This is a genomic window from Pseudomonas sp. XS1P51, assembly GCF_054897845.1.
On sequence record NZ_CM142707.1, the window covers coordinates 3,820,734 to 3,840,071 of the forward strand.

At 60.3% G+C, this 19,338-nt stretch carries 15 protein-coding genes; 6 read left to right on the forward strand and 9 right to left on the reverse strand.

The window, feature by feature from the left end; translation table 11 throughout:
* The first annotated feature begins 158 nt into the window (after window positions 1–158).
* The 6 genes from ACYZUD_RS17735 (at window position 159) to ACYZUD_RS17760 (ending at window position 8,718) form a co-directional block, all read left to right on the forward strand.
* Complete coding sequence (locus ACYZUD_RS17735) at window positions 159–1,319, forward strand: efflux RND transporter periplasmic adaptor subunit (protein ID WP_462019468.1); 1,161 nt, start codon at window positions 159–161, stop codon at window positions 1,317–1,319.
* On the forward strand, window positions 1,316–4,417 hold the full coding sequence (locus tag ACYZUD_RS17740) for a multidrug efflux RND transporter permease subunit (protein WP_462019469.1): 3,102 nt from the start codon (window positions 1,316–1,318) through the stop codon (window positions 4,415–4,417). Before ACYZUD_RS17735 ends, ACYZUD_RS17740 begins: the two co-directional genes overlap by 4 nt.
* A gap of 9 nt (window positions 4,418–4,426) precedes the next feature.
* Window positions 4,427–5,104 (forward strand): heavy metal response regulator transcription factor, encoded by a 678-nt coding sequence (locus ACYZUD_RS17745; RefSeq protein WP_462019470.1) that lies wholly within the window; start codon window positions 4,427–4,429, stop codon window positions 5,102–5,104.
* A complete protein-coding gene (locus ACYZUD_RS17750; RefSeq protein WP_462019471.1) occupies window positions 5,094–6,458 on the forward strand; it encodes a heavy metal sensor histidine kinase in 1,365 nt (454 codons plus the stop codon). Before ACYZUD_RS17745 ends, ACYZUD_RS17750 begins: the two co-directional genes overlap by 11 nt.
* Window positions 6,459–6,649: 191 nt before the next feature.
* On the forward strand, window positions 6,650–6,874 hold the full coding sequence (locus ACYZUD_RS17755; RefSeq protein ID WP_462019472.1) for a hypothetical protein: 225 nt from the start codon (window positions 6,650–6,652) through the stop codon (window positions 6,872–6,874).
* 347 nt (window positions 6,875–7,221) lie between these two features.
* Entirely contained in the window at window positions 7,222–8,718 is a 1,497-nt protein-coding gene (locus ACYZUD_RS17760; RefSeq protein WP_462019473.1) for a diguanylate cyclase, read from the forward strand.
* A gap of 158 nt (window positions 8,719–8,876) precedes the next feature.
* Here ACYZUD_RS17760 and lpxC read toward each other — a convergent pair whose 3' ends face one another.
* The 9 genes from lpxC to murD all read right to left on the reverse strand — a co-directional run bounded on the left by lpxC (window position 8,877) and on the right by murD (window position 19,338).
* Complete coding sequence (gene lpxC, locus ACYZUD_RS17765) at window positions 8,877–9,788, reverse strand: UDP-3-O-acyl-N-acetylglucosamine deacetylase (protein ID WP_095130494.1); 912 nt, start codon at window positions 9,786–9,788, stop codon at window positions 8,877–8,879.
* A 112-nt stretch (window positions 9,789–9,900) separates the two neighbouring features.
* Window positions 9,901–11,094, reverse strand: a complete 1,194-nt coding sequence (ftsZ, locus tag ACYZUD_RS17770; protein ID WP_017340680.1) for a cell division protein FtsZ — start codon at window positions 11,092–11,094, stop codon at window positions 9,901–9,903.
* 71 nt (window positions 11,095–11,165) lie between these two features.
* Window positions 11,166–12,425, reverse strand: a complete 1,260-nt coding sequence (gene ftsA / locus ACYZUD_RS17775) for a cell division protein FtsA (protein WP_462019474.1) — start codon at window positions 12,423–12,425, stop codon at window positions 11,166–11,168.
* 15 nt (window positions 12,426–12,440) lie between these two features.
* Complete coding sequence (locus ACYZUD_RS17780; protein WP_462019475.1) at window positions 12,441–13,307, reverse strand: cell division protein FtsQ/DivIB; 867 nt, start codon at window positions 13,305–13,307, stop codon at window positions 12,441–12,443.
* Between the two features lie 4 nt (window positions 13,308–13,311).
* The gene (locus tag ACYZUD_RS17785) at window positions 13,312–14,268 is read right to left on the reverse strand and encodes a D-alanine--D-alanine ligase (RefSeq protein ID WP_462019476.1); all 957 of its coding nucleotides are present in this window, start codon (window positions 14,266–14,268) and stop codon (window positions 13,312–13,314) included.
* Window positions 14,265–15,725 carry a UDP-N-acetylmuramate--L-alanine ligase gene (murC, locus tag ACYZUD_RS17790; RefSeq protein ID WP_462019477.1) on the reverse strand — a complete coding sequence of 487 codons (1,461 nt, stop codon included), beginning with the start codon at window positions 15,723–15,725 and terminating at the stop codon, window positions 14,265–14,267. Before murC ends, ACYZUD_RS17785 begins: the two co-directional genes overlap by 4 nt.
* Window positions 15,718–16,788: an undecaprenyldiphospho-muramoylpentapeptide beta-N-acetylglucosaminyltransferase gene (gene murG, locus ACYZUD_RS17795; protein WP_462019478.1), complete on the reverse strand. Its 1,071-nt coding sequence runs from the start codon at window positions 16,786–16,788 to the stop codon at window positions 15,718–15,720. The genes murC and murG overlap by 8 nt, the downstream gene beginning before the upstream one ends.
* On the reverse strand, window positions 16,778–17,995 hold the full coding sequence (ftsW, locus tag ACYZUD_RS17800) for a putative lipid II flippase FtsW (RefSeq protein WP_462019479.1): 1,218 nt from the start codon (window positions 17,993–17,995) through the stop codon (window positions 16,778–16,780). Before ftsW ends, murG begins: the two co-directional genes overlap by 11 nt.
* Entirely contained in the window at window positions 17,992–19,338 is a 1,347-nt protein-coding gene (gene murD / locus ACYZUD_RS17805) for a UDP-N-acetylmuramoyl-L-alanine--D-glutamate ligase (RefSeq protein ID WP_462019480.1), read from the reverse strand. Before murD ends, ftsW begins: the two co-directional genes overlap by 4 nt.

The window sequence follows — 19,338 nt, forward strand, 5'->3', positions numbered from 1 at the left end:
AGGTCCCTTTTTGGGACTTATCAAGCCATATGATTCACAACGCACCAAACTGACAGCGCCGTCAGTTAGCTGTCACCTTCCTGACCGGCGAACAGGTTTATAAAGGAAGGTATAACCCTGACAAAACTCCGACCATCCAGCCCCGGCGCCCCACTCGCATGCGAATTCAGAAAAAAACCGCCTTCATCGCAGGTCTGCTGATTGCCCTCGCAGCGCTGGGCACCTGGTACCTCACCAAACCTGCCACGGCGAAACTCGCAGCCCCCACCGCCATCCCGGTGCGCGTGGTCAATGTGGCCGAAAAAGACGTCCCTCGTTACGTCAGCGGCATCGGCTCGGTGCTGTCCCTGCACAGCGTCGTGGTGCGCCCGCAAATCGACGGTATCCTCACCAAAATCCTGGTCAAGGAAGGCCAACTGGTCAACAAAGGTGACCTGCTGGCCACCATCGACGACCGCTCGATCCGCGCCAGCCTCGACCAGGCCCGCGCGCAACTGGGCGAAAGCCAGGCGCAGCTGCAAGTGGCGCTGGTCAACCTCAAGCGCTACAAACTGCTGAGTGTCGACGATGGCGTGTCCAAGCAGACTTACGATCAGCAGCAAGCCCTGGTCAACCAGCTCAAGGCCACTGCCCAAGGCAATCAGGCGTCGATCGACGCCGCTCAGGTGCAGCTTTCCTACACACAGATCCGCTCCCCGGTCACCGGCCGCGTCGGGATTCGCACGGTAGACGAAGGAAACTTCCTGCGCATGACCGACACCCAAGGCCTGTTCACGGTGACCCAGATCGACCCGATCGCCGTGGAGTTTTCCCTGCCGCAGCAAATGCTGCCAACCTTGCAAGGCCTGATCGGCGACCCACAACGTGCGCAAGTAAAGGCCTACATCGGCGCCGATACCGATGGCGAAACCGGCAACCTGCTGGGTGAAGGTCATCTGACCCTGATCGACAACCAGATCAACGCCAACACCGGCACCATCCGCGCCAAGGCTGAATTCAATAACCCAGGGCAAAAGCTCTGGCCGGGTCTGTTGGTGACGGTAAAAATTCAGACAGCGCTGGAAAAAGATGCGCTGGTGGTACCGCCCACCGTCGTACAACGTGGGCTCGATCAACACTTCGTCTACCGGGTCAACGGTGACAAGGTCGAAACCGTCCAGGTGCAGATGGTCTATCAAGGCAGCGGTCAGGACATCATCAAAGGGGTGAAACCCGGCGACATATTGGTCAGCGACGGCCAGTCGAGACTCAAGCCCGGTTCGACGGTCCAGGTACTGACCGAGCCTGCGCAAGTGGTCCAATCGGAGCCTAAACCATGAAGGGCCACGGCTCGGTTTCCGCATGGTGCATCGATCATCCGGTCGCGACGATCCTGCTGACCTTTGCCCTCGTATTGCTCGGTGTCATCGCCTTTCCGCGACTGCCGATCGCGCCATTGCCGGAAGCCGAATTCCCGACCATCCAGGTGGCCGCGCAACTCCCCGGCGCCAGCCCGGAGACCATGGCTTCATCGGTGGCCACGCCCCTTGAAGTGCAATTCAGCGCCATCCCCGGCGTGACCCAGATGACGTCGAGCAGCGCCTTGGGCTCGACCAACCTGACCCTGCAATTCACCCTCGACAAAAGCATCGACACCGCCGCTCAGGAAGTCCAGGCCGCGATCAACACCGCCGCCGGCAAACTGCCCAAGGACATGCCGACCCTGCCGACCTGGCGCAAGGTCAACCCGGCCGACAGCCCGGTGCTGATCCTCAGCGTCAACTCGACCCAAATGCCCGGCACCGAACTCAGCGACTTGGTGGAAACCTTGCTCTCCCGTCAGATCAGTCAGATCGACGGTGTAGGCCAAATCAACATCACCGGTCAGCAACGTCCGGCGATCCGCGTTCAAGCCTCGGCTGACAAACTAGCTGCCATCGGCCTGACCCTGGCGGACATTCGTCTGGCGATCCAGAACACCAGCCTCAACCTGGCCAAAGGTGCGTTGTATGGCGAGTCGAGCATTTCGACGCTGTCGACCAACGACCAGTTGTTCCATCCTGAGGAATACAGCCAACTCATCGTTTCCTACAAGGACGGTGCCCCAGTTCACCTGAAGGATGTGGCCAAAGTCGTCAACGGTTCGGAAGATGCCTACGTGCAAGCCTGGGCCGGTGATAAGCCTGGGGTGAACCTGGTGATTTCCCGGCAACCGGGCGCCAACATCGTCGAAACCGTGGATCGCATTCAGGCCGCCTTGCCCGGCCTCGAAGCCATGCTGCCGGCGTCAGTGCAGGTCAAAGTGCTGGTCGACCGCACCCAGACCATCCGCGCCTCGCTGCACGAAGTGGAAGTCACCCTGCTGATCGCGATCATGCTGGTGGTGGCGGTGATGGCGCTGTTCCTGCGCCAGTGGTCGGCGACCCTGATCGTGTCCGCCGTGTTGGGTGTTTCGCTGGTCGCCAGTTTCGCCCTGATGTACATCATGGGTTTCAGCCTGAACAACCTGACGCTGGTAGCGATCGTGGTGGCCGTGGGGTTTGTGGTCGACGATGCGATTGTGGTGGTGGAGAACATTCACCGTCACCTTGAGGCTGGTGACGGCATGCGCGAGGCGGCAATCAAAGGTGCCGGCGAGATTGGTTTCACCGTGGTCTCCATCAGCTTTTCGCTGGTGGCGGCGTTTATTCCGTTGCTGTTCATGGGCGGCGTGGTCGGGCGACTGTTCAAGGAATTCGCCCTGACCGCCACTTCGACGATCATGATTTCGGTGGTGGTCTCGCTAACCTTGGCGCCGACGCTCGCCGCGCTGTTCATGCGCGCGCCGGTGCATCACGCCCACAGCAAACCCACGTTTGGCGAACGCTTGCTGGCAGGCTATGAAAAACTTCTGCGCCGCGCCCTCGCCCACCAGAAGCTGATGATCGGGGTGTTCTGCCTGTCCCTCGGTCTGGCCATCGCCGGGTACATCTTCATCCCCAAAGGCTTCTTCCCCGTGCAGGACACCGGGTTTGTCCTCGGCACCACCGAAGCCGCCGCCGATATTTCCTACGGCGACATGGTAAAAAAACACCTCGCGATGGCTGAAATCGTCGCCGCGGATCCGGCGGTTCAAGCGTTTTCCCACTCGGTCGGCGTCTCTGGCAGTAACCAGACCATCGCCAACGGTCGCTTCTGGATCTCCCTGAAAAAACGCGGCGACCGCGACGTCTCCGCCAGCCAGTTCATTGACCGGATTCGTCCGCAACTGATGAAAGTCCCGGGCATCGTGCTGTACCTGCGCGCCGGCCAGGACATCAACCTCAGCTCCGGCCCGAGTCGCGCTCAGTACCAATACGTGCTCAAGAGCAACGACGGCGCGACGCTCAGCACTTGGACCCAACGCCTCACGGAAAAGCTGCGCAGCAACCCGGCCTTCCGCGACATCTCCAATGACCTGCAACTGGGCGGCAGCATCACCCATATCAGCATCGACCGCAGCGCCGCCGCGCGTTTCGGCCTGACCGCCAGCGATGTCGACGAAGCGCTGTACGACGCCTTCGGCCAGCGCCAGATCAACGAATTCCAGACCCAGATCAACCAGTACAACGTGATCCTGGAGCTGGACACCAAGCAACGTGGCAAGGCCGAAAGCCTCAACTATTTCTACCTGCGCTCGCCCCTGAGCGGGGAAATGGTGCCGCTGTCGGCCCTGGCGAAATTCGATGCGCCGACCGTCGGCCCGCTGTCCATCGCCCATGATGGCATGTTCCCGGCCGCCAACCTGTCGTTCAACCTCGCGCCCGGTGTGGCGTTGGGCGATGCCGTCATCATGCTCAACCAGGCCAAAGCCGAAATCGGCATGCCGGCGGCCATGAGCGGCAACTTCCAGGGTGCGGCGCAGGCCTTCCAGAGTTCGCTGGCCAGCCAGCCATGGCTGATTCTGGCGGCGCTGGTGGCGGTGTACATCATTCTCGGCGTGCTCTACGAGAGCTTCGTCCATCCATTGACCATCATCTCGACGCTGCCGTCAGCGGGGCTCGGGGCGGTGATCATGTTGTGGATTTGCGGGCAGGACTTTTCGATCATGGCGCTGATCGGGTTGGTGCTATTGATCGGGATCGTGAAGAAAAACGGCATTCTGATGATCGACTTCGCCCTCGAAGCCCAGCGCAAAGGTGGCCTGCCACCGGAAGAAGCGATTTACCAGGCCTGTATCACGCGGTTCCGGCCAATCATCATGACCACCCTCGCTGCCCTGCTCGGCGCCCTGCCGCTGATGCTCGGTTACGGCACCGGCGCCGAACTGCGCCAGCCCTTGGGGATCGCGGTGGTTGGCGGCTTGCTGGTGAGCCAGGCGCTGACGCTGTTTACCACTCCGGTCATATACTTGTGGCTTGAGCGGCTGTTCCATCGGCCCGAACCAGCACCATTGCCGGCGCTGGCGACCACAGACTGAGGCGGGGTCATGCGCGTTCTGATTATCGAAGACGAGGAAAAAACCGCGGATTATCTGCACCGCGGTCTGACAGAACAGGGATACACCGTGGACCTGGCGCGCGATGGCGTCGAAGGCCTGCATCTGTCGCTGGAGAGCGACTACGCGGTGATCGTCCTCGACGTGATGTTGCCGGGCCTCGATGGCTTCGGTGTACTGCGCGCATTGCGTGCGCGCAAGCAAACCCCGGTGATCATGCTCACCGCCCGCGAGCGTGTGGAAGACCGCATCAAAGGCCTGCGCGATGGCGCCGACGATTACCTGGGCAAACCGTTTTCCTTCCTTGAACTGGTGGCGCGCCTGCAAGCGCTGACACGCCGCAGCGGTGGCCATGAACCAGTGCAAGTGAGCATCGCCGACCTGTGGATCGATTTGATCAGCCGCAAGGCCACCCGCGCCGGCACTCGTCTGGACCTGACCGCCAAGGAGTTCTCGCTGCTTAGCGTGCTGGCCCGTCGGCAAGGTGAAATCCTCTCGAAAACGGCGATTGCCGAAATGGTCTGGGACATCAATTTCGACAGCGACGCCAACGTCGTCGAAGTCGCGATCAAACGCCTGCGGGCCAAGCTCGACGGGCCGTTTGACGAGAAACTGCTGCACACGATTCGTGGCATGGGTTATGTGCTGGAGAGCCGCGGTGTCCAGTAATTCGATTGCGCTGCGCCTGAGCGGGATGTTTACGCTGGTGGCGCTGCTGGTGTTTTTGTTGATCGGCTGGGCGTTGTACCAGCAGGTCGATAAAGGCTTGGGCCTGTTGCCCGAAGCAGAGCTGGACGCGCGTTACAGCGTGCTCGAATCCACGGTCGGACGTTACGGCACCCCCGAGCATTGGGTGAAGATCAACAACAAGCTCAAGCTGCTCGGCGAAGAAGACAAGCGCATCAGTTTCTGGATCATCAGCGGCGATCCACACTACGAATACGGCAACCTGACGCCGCAGATCCGCGCCTTTGCCGAAGGGCCGCTGGGCATGCGCGACCTGAATCTGCCGGACCAGCCTTACCCGCTGAAAGTGCTGGTCAGCCAGTTCCCGGCCAAGGACCAACGTCCGCCGCTGCGCTTCATGATCGGCATCGATACCGAGACGTTTCTGCAGACTCAGCACCATTTATTGATTGCGCTGATCAGTCTGGCGATTATTGGTGTGCTGCTGGCCTCGGCCCTCGGTTATTGGGTGGCGCGGATCGGCCTCAAGCCATTGATCAAGTTGTCCCAGGAAGCCCAGCGACTGGCGCCCCCCTTGCGCTCCGGGCGTCTGCGATTGTCGTCGTTGCCGCCGGAACTCAATCAGTTCGTCAACTCGTTCAACTCCACGCTGGAGCGGGTCGAACAGGCCTACTCGCGCCTTGAATCGTTCAACGCCGACGTCGCCCACGAACTGCGCTCGCCGCTGACCAACCTGATCGGCCAGACCCAGGTGGCGCTGACTCGCGGACGTTCGGCCGAGCATTACTTCGAAGTGCTGCAATCAAACCTCGAAGAGCTGGAACGACTGCGTTCGATCATCAACGACATGCTGTTCCTCGCCAGTGCCGATCAGGGCAGCAAGGCCACCAAACTGACGTCTACCTCACTGGCCGATGAAGTGGCGACGACGTTGGAGTACCTGGATTTCATCCTCGAAGACGCGCAGGTTCAGGTGCAGGTCAGTGGTGATGCGCAGGTGCGGATCGAGATTGCTCACCTGCGCCGGGCGTTGATCAACTTGTTGAGCAATGCGGTGCAGCACACAGAACCCGGGCAAGTGATTCAGGTGCGGATCGAGGTCGAGGAGCATCAGGTCAGCATTGGTGTGGCGAACCCGGGTTCGCCGATTGCCAGCGAGCACCTGCCGCGCCTGTTCGAGCGTTTCTATCGGGTCGATGCCTCGCGCAGCAACAGCGGCAACAACCACGGCCTGGGGCTGGCGATCGTCAAGGCGATTGCGCTGATGCATGGCGGTGATGTATTCGTGCGCAGCGATCACGGCATGAATACCTTCGGCATCCACCTCCCCGTCTGACCGTTACCTAAAAGATCGCAGCCTTCGGCAGCTCCTACAGAGGAACGCATTCCAACTGTAGGAGCTGCCGAAGGCTGCGATCTTTGCTCTTATTGCAACAGTCCTTTCATGAATCCACTCTTTTTCCCTTCTCTAAAGCCCCTTATCTTTGCCGCACCAAACAGCACTTGCCAAGCAAGAAGGTTTTAAAGATGTCCAACACTATGGGTATTGCCAGCGCTTTCGTTTTGTCCTCGTTGTTCCTCTCCCCGCTCGCCATGGCTGAAGAGTCGCAGACCTTCGTCACGCACAACGCAGCGCGCGCCGCGGCGTTCGACGAGTATCAGAGCGAAATGACGGCCAAGGCGCCAGACGCTGCGCAACCCCCTCAAGCGTCGACCATTCAGGCCCAGCCACGGGTCGAGAAAGACAGCTGATCCAGCGTCTTCGCTCTGTTTCCCTCGACACTTTTCATCGGCTCTTCCCTTTGAAAAGTTGTCTTCAAGCCGCTGCTATCAGCGGCTTTTTTTCGTCACTACACCGACGGTTCATTGCAGCAGCTGCAACGATGGATGTCCTCGTGAATAGAGGCAGATGAATAGCGGGGGTCGTCGACTACCCGTTCAATGTCTTCTAAGCTTCAATAAGTAAAAGGCCAGCACGTTTTGCTGGCCTTTTTTTTGTACGGGATTTATACAGGCGCTGTGAACGCACCGGTTTCTGGGACTCTGCCCGATTCTTGCAAAAGAACTTTCATAACGCCTCATTAGCAGAAGTCAGAACCATGAGTGTGAGCAGTGCGATATCTCTCTTTCCGATCCGTTCGACGCGATCAGAACGACTTCTGGTTCTCAGCAGTTTGCTGTTGGTGATTGCCATCCTGAGCATCGTCGCCTTCCTGCTGATCCGTGAACGCGCCAATGCCGAACTGTCGGCCACTCGCTCAGCCTCCAATATCGTGCAATTGATCGACGCCGACGTGCTGCGCAATGTCGAACTCTATGACTTGTCCTTGCTCGGTTTGATCGCCGCCTCGCAGCGTGAAGACCTGAAAGCCGTTTCCCCGGCCATCCGCCATTTGGCCTTGTTCGACCGCGCCACCGCTGCGCCATACAAGGGCGATATTTTGTTGCTCGACAAACAGGGCAACGTGACTGCCGACTCGGCCTCGGTGGAACCCAGAAAAGGAAACTTTGCCGACCGCGAATACTTCCAGTCCCATGTGAACAATCGCGACCCGAGCATGTTCATCAGCCGCCCCTTCCGCTCCAGGCAGGCCGAACATGAGTGGCGCATCAGTTTCAGTCGCCGGGTCAGCGGCACACAGGGCGAATTCCTCGGGGTGGCCGAAGCGGCCATGCGCTTGAGTTACTTCGATCAGTTGTTCAATAGTTTGAGTATCGGTCGTGACAGCTCGGTCAACCTGATCAGCACCGATGGAATTCTTCTGGCCCAGGAGCCTCGTCTGGCCGAAGAGCTGATCGGCAAGGACTTCAGCAACCGCCCCAACTTCCAGCGCATCGTCAAAGAAGGCAACGGTAGTTTCACCGGTGTTTCAAGCCGCTACCAGGATGAGCGCCTGTACACGTTCTCAAGGGTCGGCAACTTGCCGTTGATCGTCATTGTGGCGCTGTCCAGTGATGAGGTGTTTGCGTCATGGAAGCGCACGGCGGTGGTGGTCAGCCTTGCGACCATCGCGCTGTGCGTCAGCCTGCTGTGGCTGACCTGGTTGCTCAGCCGGGAATTGCGCCTGCGTCATCACGCCGAGCAGGAACTGGCGCAACTGGCGGCCACCGATGCCTTGACCGGCCTGGCCAACCGCCGAACGCTGGATCAGGCCCTGCGCCATGAGTGGTTTCGCGCCCAACGGTCTGGCCAGCCGCTGTCAGTGCTGATGATCGATGCTGATCACTTCAAAGCGTTCAACGATCGCCATGGCCATCAGGGCGGCGACGATGCCCTGCGGTCACTGGCCAAGGTCATCAGTGCTCACGTCCGACGACCGGCTGACCTGGTCGCTCGTTATGGCGGCGAGGAGTTTTCGGTGATTCTTGCGGAAACCGACGGCGCGGGGGCGCAGCAGATTGCCGAGCACATCCGTGCAGCGGTGGAGCAGTTGCCGTTGGTAGAAAGTGCCGAATCGCCGATGACTGTCAGTATTGGGATCAGCACCTGGACGACGGCGAAAGAGATCATCTTGGAGCAGTTGCTGTTTGCCGCGGACAAAGCGCTGTATCAGGCCAAGGAGGGTGGGCGTAATCGGGTGGTTAGCGCGGACTAAAGCAAGATCAAAAGATCGCAGCCTTCGGCAGCTCCTACATTTTGAATGCGTTTCCCTGTAGGAGCTGCCGAAGGCTGCGATCTTTTGATCTTCTGGTGCCAAGACATAAAAAAAGGCCACCCGAAGGTAGCCTTTAAAAAACTAGAGAGGTTTTTTACTTACACGGCCGCGACGGGACGCATGTAAGAGATCGGTGCAGTGCTGGCGTCTTCGAAAGTCACGACTTCCCAAGCATCTGTCTGCTCAATCAACTTGCGCAGCAGCTGGTTGTTCAATGCATGTCCGGACTTGAAGCCCTTGAACTCACCAATCAGGCTATTGCCCAGCAGGTAGAGGTCACCAATTGCATCGAGGATCTTGTGCTTCACGAATTCGTCTTCATAGCGAAGGCCGTCTTCGTTCAGTACACCATCCGCGTCGACCACAATAGCGTTTTCAACGCTGCCGCCGAGTGCGAGGTTGTGCTTGCGCAGGTACTCGATGTCACTCATGAAACCAAAGGTACGGGCGCGGCTGACTTCTTTTACGAACGAAGTGCTGGAAAAATCCACGCTTGCACTTTGTGTGCGGTCACGGAAAACCGGGTGATCGAAATCGATCTCGAAGCTCACTTTGAAACCTTCGAAAGGGACGAAAGTGGCGCGCTTGTCGCCGTCTTCCACTGTCACTTCCCGCAGGATCCGGATGAACTTCTTGGCTGCGTCCTGTTCTTCCAGGCCGGCCGATTGAATCAGAAATACGAAGGGTCCAGCGCTACCATCCATGATCGGAACTTCGGACGCGGAGAGCTCGACGTAGGCGTTATCGATGCCCAGGCCAGCCATGGCCGAGAGCAAGTGCTCCACCGTATCCACTTTGGTGTCACCACTGACCAATGTGGTCGACATCGTGGTTTCACCAACGTTTTCCGCGCGGGCAGGAATCTGCACCACAGGGTCGAGGTCGGCACGAACAAACACAATGCCGGTGTCGATAGGTGCAGGCTTGAGGGTCAGGTATACCTTCTCCCCGGAGTGCAGGCCTACACCTGTAGCACGGATAATATTTTTCAGTGTGCGTTGTTTAATCATGGCTTGGGCCGCTTCAGCGCAAATTGCGAACTGGTATCAACAAAGGCTGGCGATGATAGCAGACCAGACCTTTGCTGAACACCAATCACCTTCATAGCCCTGATACATTCCATTAATCGGCCTGACGACGCAGGAAAGCCGGGATATCCAGGTAGTCCAGGTCATCTTGCGGATTCATCTTCGCGGCAGTCGCAGCACCGGCCTGAGCCTGGTTGCGCATGACGGTCGGACGGTCCAGGTCACGGTAGTTCACCGCTGGCGCTTCCTGACGAGCGGGAGCCGATTGTTGCGGCTGGGAGGCCATGGAGGTGTGAACGGTGTTGTCGATGACCTTCACAGGCTTCTCGATTTTCGCGCCCAGACCAGTGGCAACCACAGTCACGTGCAACTCATCGCGCATGTCCGGATCGATAACGGTACCGACCTTGACCATCGCGTGCTCGGAAGCAAAGGCTTCGATGATGCTACCCACATCCGAGTACTCACCCAGAGACAGGTCAGGACCGGCGGTGATGTTCACCAGGATGCCGCGTGCGCCTTGCAGGTTCACGTCTTCCAGCAGCGGGTTGCGAATGGCCGCTTCGGTGGCCTCACGTGCACGGTTCGGACCGCTGGCGCAGCCAGTGCCCATCATCGCCATGCCCATTTCGCTCATCACGGTACGCACGTCGGCAAAGTCGACGTTGATCATGCCTGGACGCTTGATGATGTCGGAGATACCGCGAACGGCACCGGCCAGTACATCGTCGGCCTTGGCGAAAGCCGACAAGAGGCTTGCGTCTTTACCAAGGATGGTCAGCAGCTTCTCGTTGGGAATGGTGATCAACGAGTCGACGCTTTCAGACAGCAGACGAATACCTTCGTCAGCGATCTGCATACGCTTGCGACCTTCGAACGGGAACGGACGAGTCACCACCGCAACGGTGAGAATCCCCATTTCCTTGGCCACTTCAGCAATGATCGGCGCAGCACCGGTACCGGTACCACCGCCCATGCCGGTGGTGATGAACACCATGTTGGTGCCCTGCAGGACTTCGGCAATGCGCTCACGGTCTTCGAGAGCGGCCTGACGACCTACTTCAGGGTTGGCGCCAGCGCCGAGACCTTTGGTCACGCCGGTGCCCAGTTGCAGGATGGTCCGCGCGCCGATGGATTTCAGCGCCTGGGCATCAGTGTTGGCGCAGATGAATTCAACGCCTTCAATGTTGCTCTTGACCATGTGATTGACAGCGTTGCCGCCGCCTCCGCCAACACCGATAACTTTAATAACCGGGCTTGCGGGGATGTTGTCTACGAGTTCGAACATTTTCCCTCTCCTTTCATTTCTCTAGTTTTTTCGCCTACTGCCTGTATCTACAACGGTGCTGCGGTAAATCTTTAGAAATTGCCTTGTACCCAGCTCTTGATGCGATCGAGCAAGGCGGCTTTCGGTTCTTCGTTGTTGTAACTGTCGCGGCTGCTGATGCCCGAGAACGAAATCCCGTCGGACTGCTTCTGCAGGCCGTACATCAACAGGCCAACGCCGGTGGAATAAATCGGGTTGCGGACCACGTCATCCAGGCCCTTGACGCCATGGGGCACGCCCAGGCGGACCGGCATGTGGAAGATTTCTTCGGCCAGTTCGACCGCGCCTTCCATTTTCGAAGTACCGCCGGTCAGCACGATGCCGGCCGGGATCAGGTCTTCGTAGCCGCTGCGACGCAGCTCGGCCTGGATCAGCGTGAACAGCTCGTCGTAACGCGGCTCGACCACTTCGGCCAGTGCCTGGCGGGACAGCTCGCGCGGTGGACGGTCGCCAACGCTTGGAACCTTGATGGTTTCACCGGCACCGGCCAGTTTGGCCAGGGCGCAGGCGTAGCGAATCTTGATTTCTTCGGCGTACTGGGTCGGGGTGCGCAACGCCATGGCGATGTCGTTGGTCACCTGGTCGCCCGCAATCGGGATCACCGCGGTGTGACGGATCGCGCCTTCGGTGAAGATCGCGATGTCGGTGGTGCCGCCGCCGATGTCCACCAGGCACACGCCCAGCTCTTTCTCGTCATCGGTCAGGACCGAATACGCGGACGCCAGTTGCTCGAGAATGATGTCGTCGATTTCCAGACCGCAGCGGCGCACGCATTTTTCAATGTTCTGTGCGGCGTTGACGGCGCAGGTGACCACGTGGACCTTGGCTTCCAGACGCACGCCGGACATGCCCAGCGGCTCACGAACGCCTTCCTGGTTATCGATCACGTAATCCTGCGGCAGGGTGTGCAGCACGCGCTGGTCAGCCGGGATTGCCACGGCCTGGGCGGCGTCGAGCACGCGCTCAAGGTCGGCGGAGCTGACTTCGCGATCCCGAATCGCCACGATGCCGTGGGAGTTCAGGCTGCGGATGTGATTGCCGGCCACGCCGACGAACGCCGAGTGGATGCGGCAACCGGCCATCAGCTGCGCTTCTTCGATCGCGCGCTGGATCGACTGCACGGTGGACTCGATGTTCACCACCACGCCCTTCTTCAGGCCGCGGGACGGATGAGTGCCGATCCCGACGATTTCCAGCGTGCCGTCGTCCGAGACCTCGCCTACCAGCGCCACCACCTTGGAGGTGCCGATATCGAGACCGACGATCATTTTGCCGCTTTGCACGTTTGCCATGGGTCCTGCCTCTTCTTAATTCTTCGCGACAGCGGGTTGGGCTGTCGTGGGCGCTACAGGTTCCCGCCAGCCAACAGCGAGGCCGTTGGCGTAGCGCAGATCGATGCGCGCAATGTTCGTAATCTGTTCTTTGAGCGTCTTGTCATAGATGGCAATGAAGCGGCGCATCTTTTCCACCAGGTTGCCGCGTCCCAGCAGCAGTTCGATTCCCGGGCCCGCGCTGCCGGCGCCGGTGGTCAGGAACCAGCTGCCTCGTTCACGCAACTCCAGGCGTGCAATCGAGAAGCCCAACGGCCTGAGCATCTGGCTCAGCACCTGGTATTGCTGCATCACTTGCTGTTGAGCCCGTTGTGGGCCGAACAGCTGTGGCAAGTGTTCGTAGTTCGCCAGCTCACGCGGGGTGAACGCCTGCCCCTGGTTGTTCAACAGCGATTCATCGCCCCAACGGGCCACCGGCAGTTGTTCTTCCAGGCGGATCACCACTTGATCCGGCCATACCCTGCGCACTTCGGCGTGGGCAATCCATGGCATCTGTTCCAGCTCGGTGCGCATGCTCGCCAGGTCGATGGTGAAGAAGCTCGACGCCACGTACGGGGCGATCCGCTGCTGCACCGCTTGCTGGCTGATGTAACTCAGGTCGCCCTGCACCGCGACCTTGGTGATCGGCCGGTCGGCGTACGGCAGCAAACGCTGTGCGCCTTCGTAAGTGCCGAACCCCAGCGCGACCAGCAACACGGGCCAGAACAGGCTTTTGAGAAAACCAAAATTGGCTTTCGGCAGGCGCGCGGACATCGGCTCTTTGGCCACCATTCGGCTGGCACCCCGCGGCACCGGCTTGCGGCCGGGTGCGGGTGGCTGATGTCTTAACTGTGCGCCTTGCATGTTCTTAACCTCTTGCCTCAACACTCGCGGCCAGAATCGCCAGTACCAGTTGCTGGAAATCCAGGCCGGCAGCACGGGCCGCCATCGGCACCAGACTGTGATCGGTCATGCCCGGTGCGGTGTTGACTTCCAGGAACCAGAACTGCCCGTCGGCGTCCTGCATCACGTCTGCCCTGCCCCAACCGGCGATACCCAGCGCCTCACAGGCTTTCGCCGTGAGGTCCATCAGTTCTTTTTCCTTGTTTCTGTCGAGCCCGCACGGGATCCGGTACTGGGTATCGGAAGCCACGTACTTGGCGTCGTAGTCATAGAAACTGTGCGTCGTGCCCAGGGCAATCGGTGGCAACACCTGGTCACGCAGGGTGGCGATGGTGAACTCCGGACCTTGAATCCATTGCTCAACCAACACTTGCGAATCGTAGGTACTGGCCGCTTTCCACGCGTCGATCAACGCAGGAGAGGAAGTCACTTTGGCCATCCCGATACTTGAACCTTCATGAGCCGGTTTGACGATCAATGGGAAGCCCAGTTCCGTCGCCGCCGAAATACAATCGGCCTCGGAACTCAGCACCGCGTGGCGTGGCGTCGGAATGCCGAGGCTGTGCCAGACCTGCTTGGTACGCAGCTTGTCCATGGCCAGTGCCGAGGCCAGGATGCCGCTACCGGTGTACGGAATGCCCAGGCATTCCAGCAGGCCTTGCATGCTGCCGTCTTCACCGCCACGACCGTGGAGAATGATGAAGGCGCGGTCGATCTTTTCGTTCAGCAGTCGCTGCAACAGGTCATCGCCCACGTCGAGGCCGAACGCGTCCACACCGGCACTTAGCAGCGCGTCGAGAACAGCGTTACCCGACTTCAGGGACACCTCACGCTCGGCACTCTTGCCGCCGAACAGCACGGCGACGCGGCCGAAGTCTTTCGGCGCGATCGTGGAGACGAGGTTGGCGTAAGCAGCAGTCATTTCAACTTCCCCACGCTTGGCGCGGCAACCGCGCCAGCGAACAACGGACTCTTCAACAGTTTTGGTGCGAGGCCGCCGATATCACCGGCGCCTTGGCACAGCAGAATGTCGCCGGCACGCAGCAGCGGCTTGACCAGCGGCGCAAGATCGACACCGCGCTCGATGTAGATCGGGTCGAGCTGACCGCGCTGGCGGATGCTGTGGCACAACTGACGGCTGTCGGCGCCCGGGATCGGCTCTTCACCGGCCGGATAGACTTCCATCAACAGCAAGACGTTGGCATCGGCCAATACCTGGACGAAATCGTCGTACAGGTCGCGAGTACGGCTGTAGCGGTGCGGCTGGTAGACCATCACCAGACGACGCTCCGGCCAGCCACCGCGCACGGCTTTGATCACGGCGGCGACTTCGGTCGGGTGGTGACCGTAGTCGTCGACCAGCATGACGTTGCCGCCCTCTACCGGCAGTTCGCCGTAGACCTGGAAGCGACGGCCGACACCCTGGAACCCGGACAAGCCCTGGACGATGGCTTCATCGCTGACGCCCTCGTCGGTGGCGATGCAAATGGTGGCCAGCGCGTTGAGCACGTTGTGGTTGCCCGGCATGTTCACCGAAACATCCAGCGGCTCGCGGTCTGGACGCAGCACAGTGAAGAAGGTCTGCATGCCTTGCTGGCGTACATTGATGGCGCGCACGTCGGCGTCTTCGCCGAAGCCGTAAGTGACGGTCGGGCGTTTGACCAGTGGCAGGATTTCACGCACCACCGGATCGTCCAGGCACACCACCGCCAGACCGTAGAACGGCAGGTTGTGAAGGAACTCAACGAAGGTTTTCTTCAGTTTGTTGAAGTCACCGTCGTAGGTCGCCATGTGATCGGCGTCGATGTTGGTGACCACGGCCACCAGCGGCTGCAAGTGCAGGAAACTGGCGTCGCTTTCGTCGGCTTCGGCGATCAGGTAGCGGCTGGTGCCGAGCTGGGCATTGGTACCCGCCGCATTCAGACGGCCACCGATGACGAATGTCGGGTCCAGGCCACCGGCGGCGAACACCGAAGCGATCAGGCTGGTGGTAGTGGTTTTGCCGTGCGTGCCGGCAACGGCGATGCCGTGGCGGTAGCGCATCAGCTCAGCCAGCATTTCTGCACGCGGCACCACCGGAATCCGGCGTTCCAGGGCGGTGGCGACTTCCGGGTTGGAGGTGTTCACGGCACTCGACGTCACCAGTACATCGGCGTTCGCGGCGTTCTCGGCACGGTGGCCGATAAAGATCTGGGCACCGAAGGATTCGAGACGCTCGGTCACCGGCGAAGCCTTCAGGTCGGAACCGGACACTTCATAGCCCAGGTTCAGCAACACCTCGGCAATCCCGCACATGCCCACGCCGCCGATACCGACGAAGTGGATGCGACGGATGCGGCGCATTTCCGGTTGCGGCATGGCTTTCTGATTCTCAACCATGGGCCACCTCCAGGCAGGTATCGACCACGTTACGGGTAGCATCGGGTTTGGCCAGGCGGCGTGCCGCGGTGGCCATCTCATTGAGTCGTTGCGGTTGCATCAGGACCTCTGTCAGGCGTGCGGCAAGATCCGTTGCGCCAGTCGTTCTTTGCGGCATCAGGAAGGCAGCGCCTTCACGGGCCAAATAATCGGCGTTGCGGGTCTGGTGATCGTCGATCGCGTGGGGCAAAGGCACCAGCATCGAGGGCAGACCGGCGGCAGCCAGTTCACTGATGGTCAGCGCGCCTGCGCGACATACCACCAGGTCGGCCCAGCCATAGGCTTGGGCCATGTCTTTGATGAAAGGCTGCACTTGCGCCTCGACGCCAGCCGCGCGATAGCGCTCTGCAGTCACTTCATCGTGGTTTTTGCCGGCCTGATGAAACACTTCCGGGCGCAGGTCGGGGGCGACTTGCGACAGGGCTTCAGGCAGCAACTTGTTCAACGGTTCTGCGCCCAGGCTTCCGCCCAGGATCAGCAAACGCGCCTTGCGACCGGCCAGGGCTGGTCGCGGTGTGTCGAGGAACAGCTCGGTGCGCACCGGGTTACCGGTGGTCCGTCGGCTGTCCGACAGGGTAAAGGTGTCGGGGAACGCTTCACAGACTCGGGCGGCCAACGGCACCAGCAACCGATTGGCGGTACCCGCCACGGCGTTCTGTTCATGAACGATCACCGGTACGCCGGCCAGTTTGGCTGCAACGCCACCAGGGCCAGTCACATAACCACCGAAGCCGACGACGCACACCGGCTGCAGCTGGCGAATGATCGCCCGCGCCTGCCAGATGGATTTGAGCAACATGAACGGTGCCTTGAGCAGGGACAATTTGCCCTTGCCGCGCAGACCGCTGGCATTGATCCGGTGCAACTCGATACCGGCCATCGGCACCAGGTCGTTCTCGATGCCGCGCGGGGTCCCGAGCCAGTGCACGGTGTAACCGCGGGCCTGGAACTCATGGGCACAGGCCAGCGCCGGGAACACGTGGCCGCCGGTGCCGCCCGCCATGATCAATACGTTAGCGCCCATGGGTCGGCTCCTCGGCGAAGTCGCTCTCATGGAACTCCATCTCTTCACTGCCCAGATGGGTTCGACTCTCCCATTCGATGCGCAGCAACAAGCCGAGACAGGCACAGCAGATCACCAACGAACTGCCGCCATAACTGAGGAACGGCAGGGTCAGGCCTTTGGTCGGTAGCAGGCCGACGTTCACCCCGATGTTGATCAGGAACTGACCAATCCACAGGAACGACAAACCATAGGCGATGTAGGCGGCGAAGAATTGCTTGGCCTTCTCGGCCCAATAACCGATGTACATGCCGCGAATACAGACAAACACGAACAGCGCGACGGTGCACAAGGAACCCACGGCGCCGAGCTCTTCGGCCAGGACCGAGAACACGAAGTCGGTGTGGGCTTCCGGCAGGTAGAACTGTTTCTGCACGCTGTTGCCCAGGCCCACGCCCAGCCATTCGCCGCGACCGAAAGCGATCAATGCTTGAGACAACTGATAGCCGGCACCGAACTGGTCAGCCCACGGATCCGCAAAGTTGGTCAGACGTGCCATTCGATACGGCTGCACTTGAATCAACAGCACCACCGCGGCGACCGCGAGCACAACCATCAAGGAAAAACGGAACAACCCGACGCCGCCGAGGAACAGCATCGCCGCAGCGGCACCCATCATCACGACGGTGGCACCGAAGTCTGGCTCCATCAGCAACAGGCCGGCCATTGGCAGCAGCACGATGAATGGCTTGAAGAAACCCATCCAGCTTTCGCGGACTTCTTTCTGACGACGCACGAGGTAACCAGCGAGGTAAATAACGACAAATACCTTGGCGATTTCCGACGGCTGAACGTTGAAGAAACTGAAACCGATCCAGCGCATCGAACCGTTCACTTCACGGCCGATCCCCGGGATGATCACCATCACCAGCAAACCGAACGCGCCGATCAGCATCAGCCAGCCCAGGCGTTGCCAGGTCGCAATCGGAATCATCATGGTGACGATGCAGGCACCCAGGCCCAACACGATATAGATGAGGTGGCGAATCATGTAATACAGGGCACTGCCCGACTGCACTGCCGCCACTTCGGTCGAAGCCGATGCAATCATGACCAACCCCAGGCCGAGCAATGCCAGGCAGCCGGCGAGCATCGGGAAGTCGAGGTCGATGCCGCGCCCGGTGATGATCGGCGACGGGTACGGCTTGATGATATTTCGCAGGCTCATGCCAAGTCCTCCACGGCGCGGACAAACTGGTGACCGCGATCTTCGTAGTTCTTGAACATGTCGAAACTGGCGCAGGCCGGTGACAGCAGCACGGCATCGCCCTTTTCTGCGATGGCGCGGCATTGCTCGACCGCTTCGATCAGCGAGTTGACGCGAATCAGTGGCACGGTGTCGCCGATGGCCTGACCGATCAGCTCGGAATCACGGCCCATCAACACCACAGCGCGGCAGTTGGCCGCCACCGGATCACGCAAATCCTTGAACTCGGCGCCCTTGCCGTCGCCGCCGGCGATCAGCACGAGTTTGCCGTCGATGTCCGCACCCAGACCTTCGATGGCCGCCAGTGCGGCACCGACGTTGGTGGCTTTGGAATCGTTGTAGTAGCTCACGCCGTCGAGGTCACGGACCCACTGGCAGCGATGTTCCAGACCGGCGAAAGTGCGCAGGCTCAAGAGCATGGCGTCGAACGGCAGGCCGACGGCGTGCCCCAGGGCCAATGCCGCCAGGGCGTTGGACTGGTTATGCGCACCGCGAATTTTCAGATCGCGCACCGGCATCAGGTTCTGGAATTCGAAGGCCAGGTATTTCTCGCCGTCTTCTTCCCGAATACCAAAGGCCTTGAAATCGGGTTTGCTCAAGCCGAAGGTCCAGCACGGCTGGCCCTCGCCCATCAACGGACGACTCAGGGCGTCCTGACGGTTGACCACAAACTGTTTGGCGCCACGGAAGATCCGATGCTTGGCCAGGTGATAGGCCGGCAGACCGCTGTAACGGTCCATGTGGTCTTCGCTGACGTTGAGCACAGTCGCCACTTCGGCACCGAGGTGGTCGGTGGTTTCCAGCTGGAAGCTCGACAGCTCCATCACGTACAGCTCGACGTCGTCGCTGAGCAGGTCCAGCGCCGGCGTGCCGAGGTTGCCGCCGACGGCGACGCGCTTGCCAGCCGCAGCCGCCATTTCGCCAACCAGCGTGGTGACGGTGCTTTTCGCGTTGGAACCGCTGATGGCGACGATCGGCGCTTTCGCGTTACGCGCGAACAACTCGATGTCACCGGACAATTTCACGCCACGGGCGGCGGCGGCCTGCAGCGCCGGGGTCGCCAGGGCCAGGCCGGGGCTCACGTAGAGCTCGTCGGCACGGCACAGAAATTCGACGTCCAGCTCGCCACAACGCACTTCCACGTGCGGATAGTCACGCTTGAGCGTGGCCAGTTCCGGTGGATTTTCCCGCGTATCGGCGACAGCAAACGACGTGCCCCGGTTCGCCAGGAAGCGAACCAGGGACATGCCGCTCTTGCCGAGGCCGACAACGATGCGGAAGTGGTCAGAAGCGATCAGAGACAC

Excerpts from the sequence above, each read along its gene's own strand:
- ACYZUD_RS17735 (WP_462019468.1), top strand. The coding sequence starts at position 159 with ATGCGAATTCAGAAAAAAACCGCCTTCATCGCAGGTCTGCTGATTGCC.
- ACYZUD_RS17740 (WP_462019469.1), top strand. The coding sequence starts at position 1,316 with ATGAAGGGCCACGGCTCGGTTTCCGCATGGTGCATCGATCATCCGGTC.
- ACYZUD_RS17745 (WP_462019470.1), top strand. The coding sequence starts at position 4,427 with ATGCGCGTTCTGATTATCGAAGACGAGGAAAAAACCGCGGATTATCTG.
- ACYZUD_RS17755 (WP_462019472.1), top strand. The coding sequence starts at position 6,650 with ATGTCCAACACTATGGGTATTGCCAGCGCTTTCGTTTTGTCCTCGTTG.
- ACYZUD_RS17760 (WP_462019473.1), top strand. The coding sequence starts at position 7,222 with ATGAGTGTGAGCAGTGCGATATCTCTCTTTCCGATCCGTTCGACGCGA.
- lpxC (WP_095130494.1), bottom strand. The coding sequence starts at position 9,788 with ATGATTAAACAACGCACACTGAAAAATATTATCCGTGCTACAGGTGTA.
- ftsZ (WP_017340680.1), bottom strand. The coding sequence starts at position 11,094 with ATGTTCGAACTCGTAGACAACATCCCCGCAAGCCCGGTTATTAAAGTT.
- ftsA (WP_462019474.1), bottom strand. The coding sequence starts at position 12,425 with ATGGCAAACGTGCAAAGCGGCAAAATGATCGTCGGTCTCGATATCGGC.
- ACYZUD_RS17780 (WP_462019475.1), bottom strand. The coding sequence starts at position 13,307 with ATGCAAGGCGCACAGTTAAGACATCAGCCACCCGCACCCGGCCGCAAG.
- ACYZUD_RS17785 (WP_462019476.1), bottom strand. The coding sequence starts at position 14,268 with ATGACTGCTGCTTACGCCAACCTCGTCTCCACGATCGCGCCGAAAGAC.
- murC (WP_462019477.1), bottom strand. The coding sequence starts at position 15,725 with ATGGTTGAGAATCAGAAAGCCATGCCGCAACCGGAAATGCGCCGCATC.
- murG (WP_462019478.1), bottom strand. The coding sequence starts at position 16,788 with ATGGGCGCTAACGTATTGATCATGGCGGGCGGCACCGGCGGCCACGTG.
- ftsW (WP_462019479.1), bottom strand. The coding sequence starts at position 17,995 with ATGAGCCTGCGAAATATCATCAAGCCGTACCCGTCGCCGATCATCACC.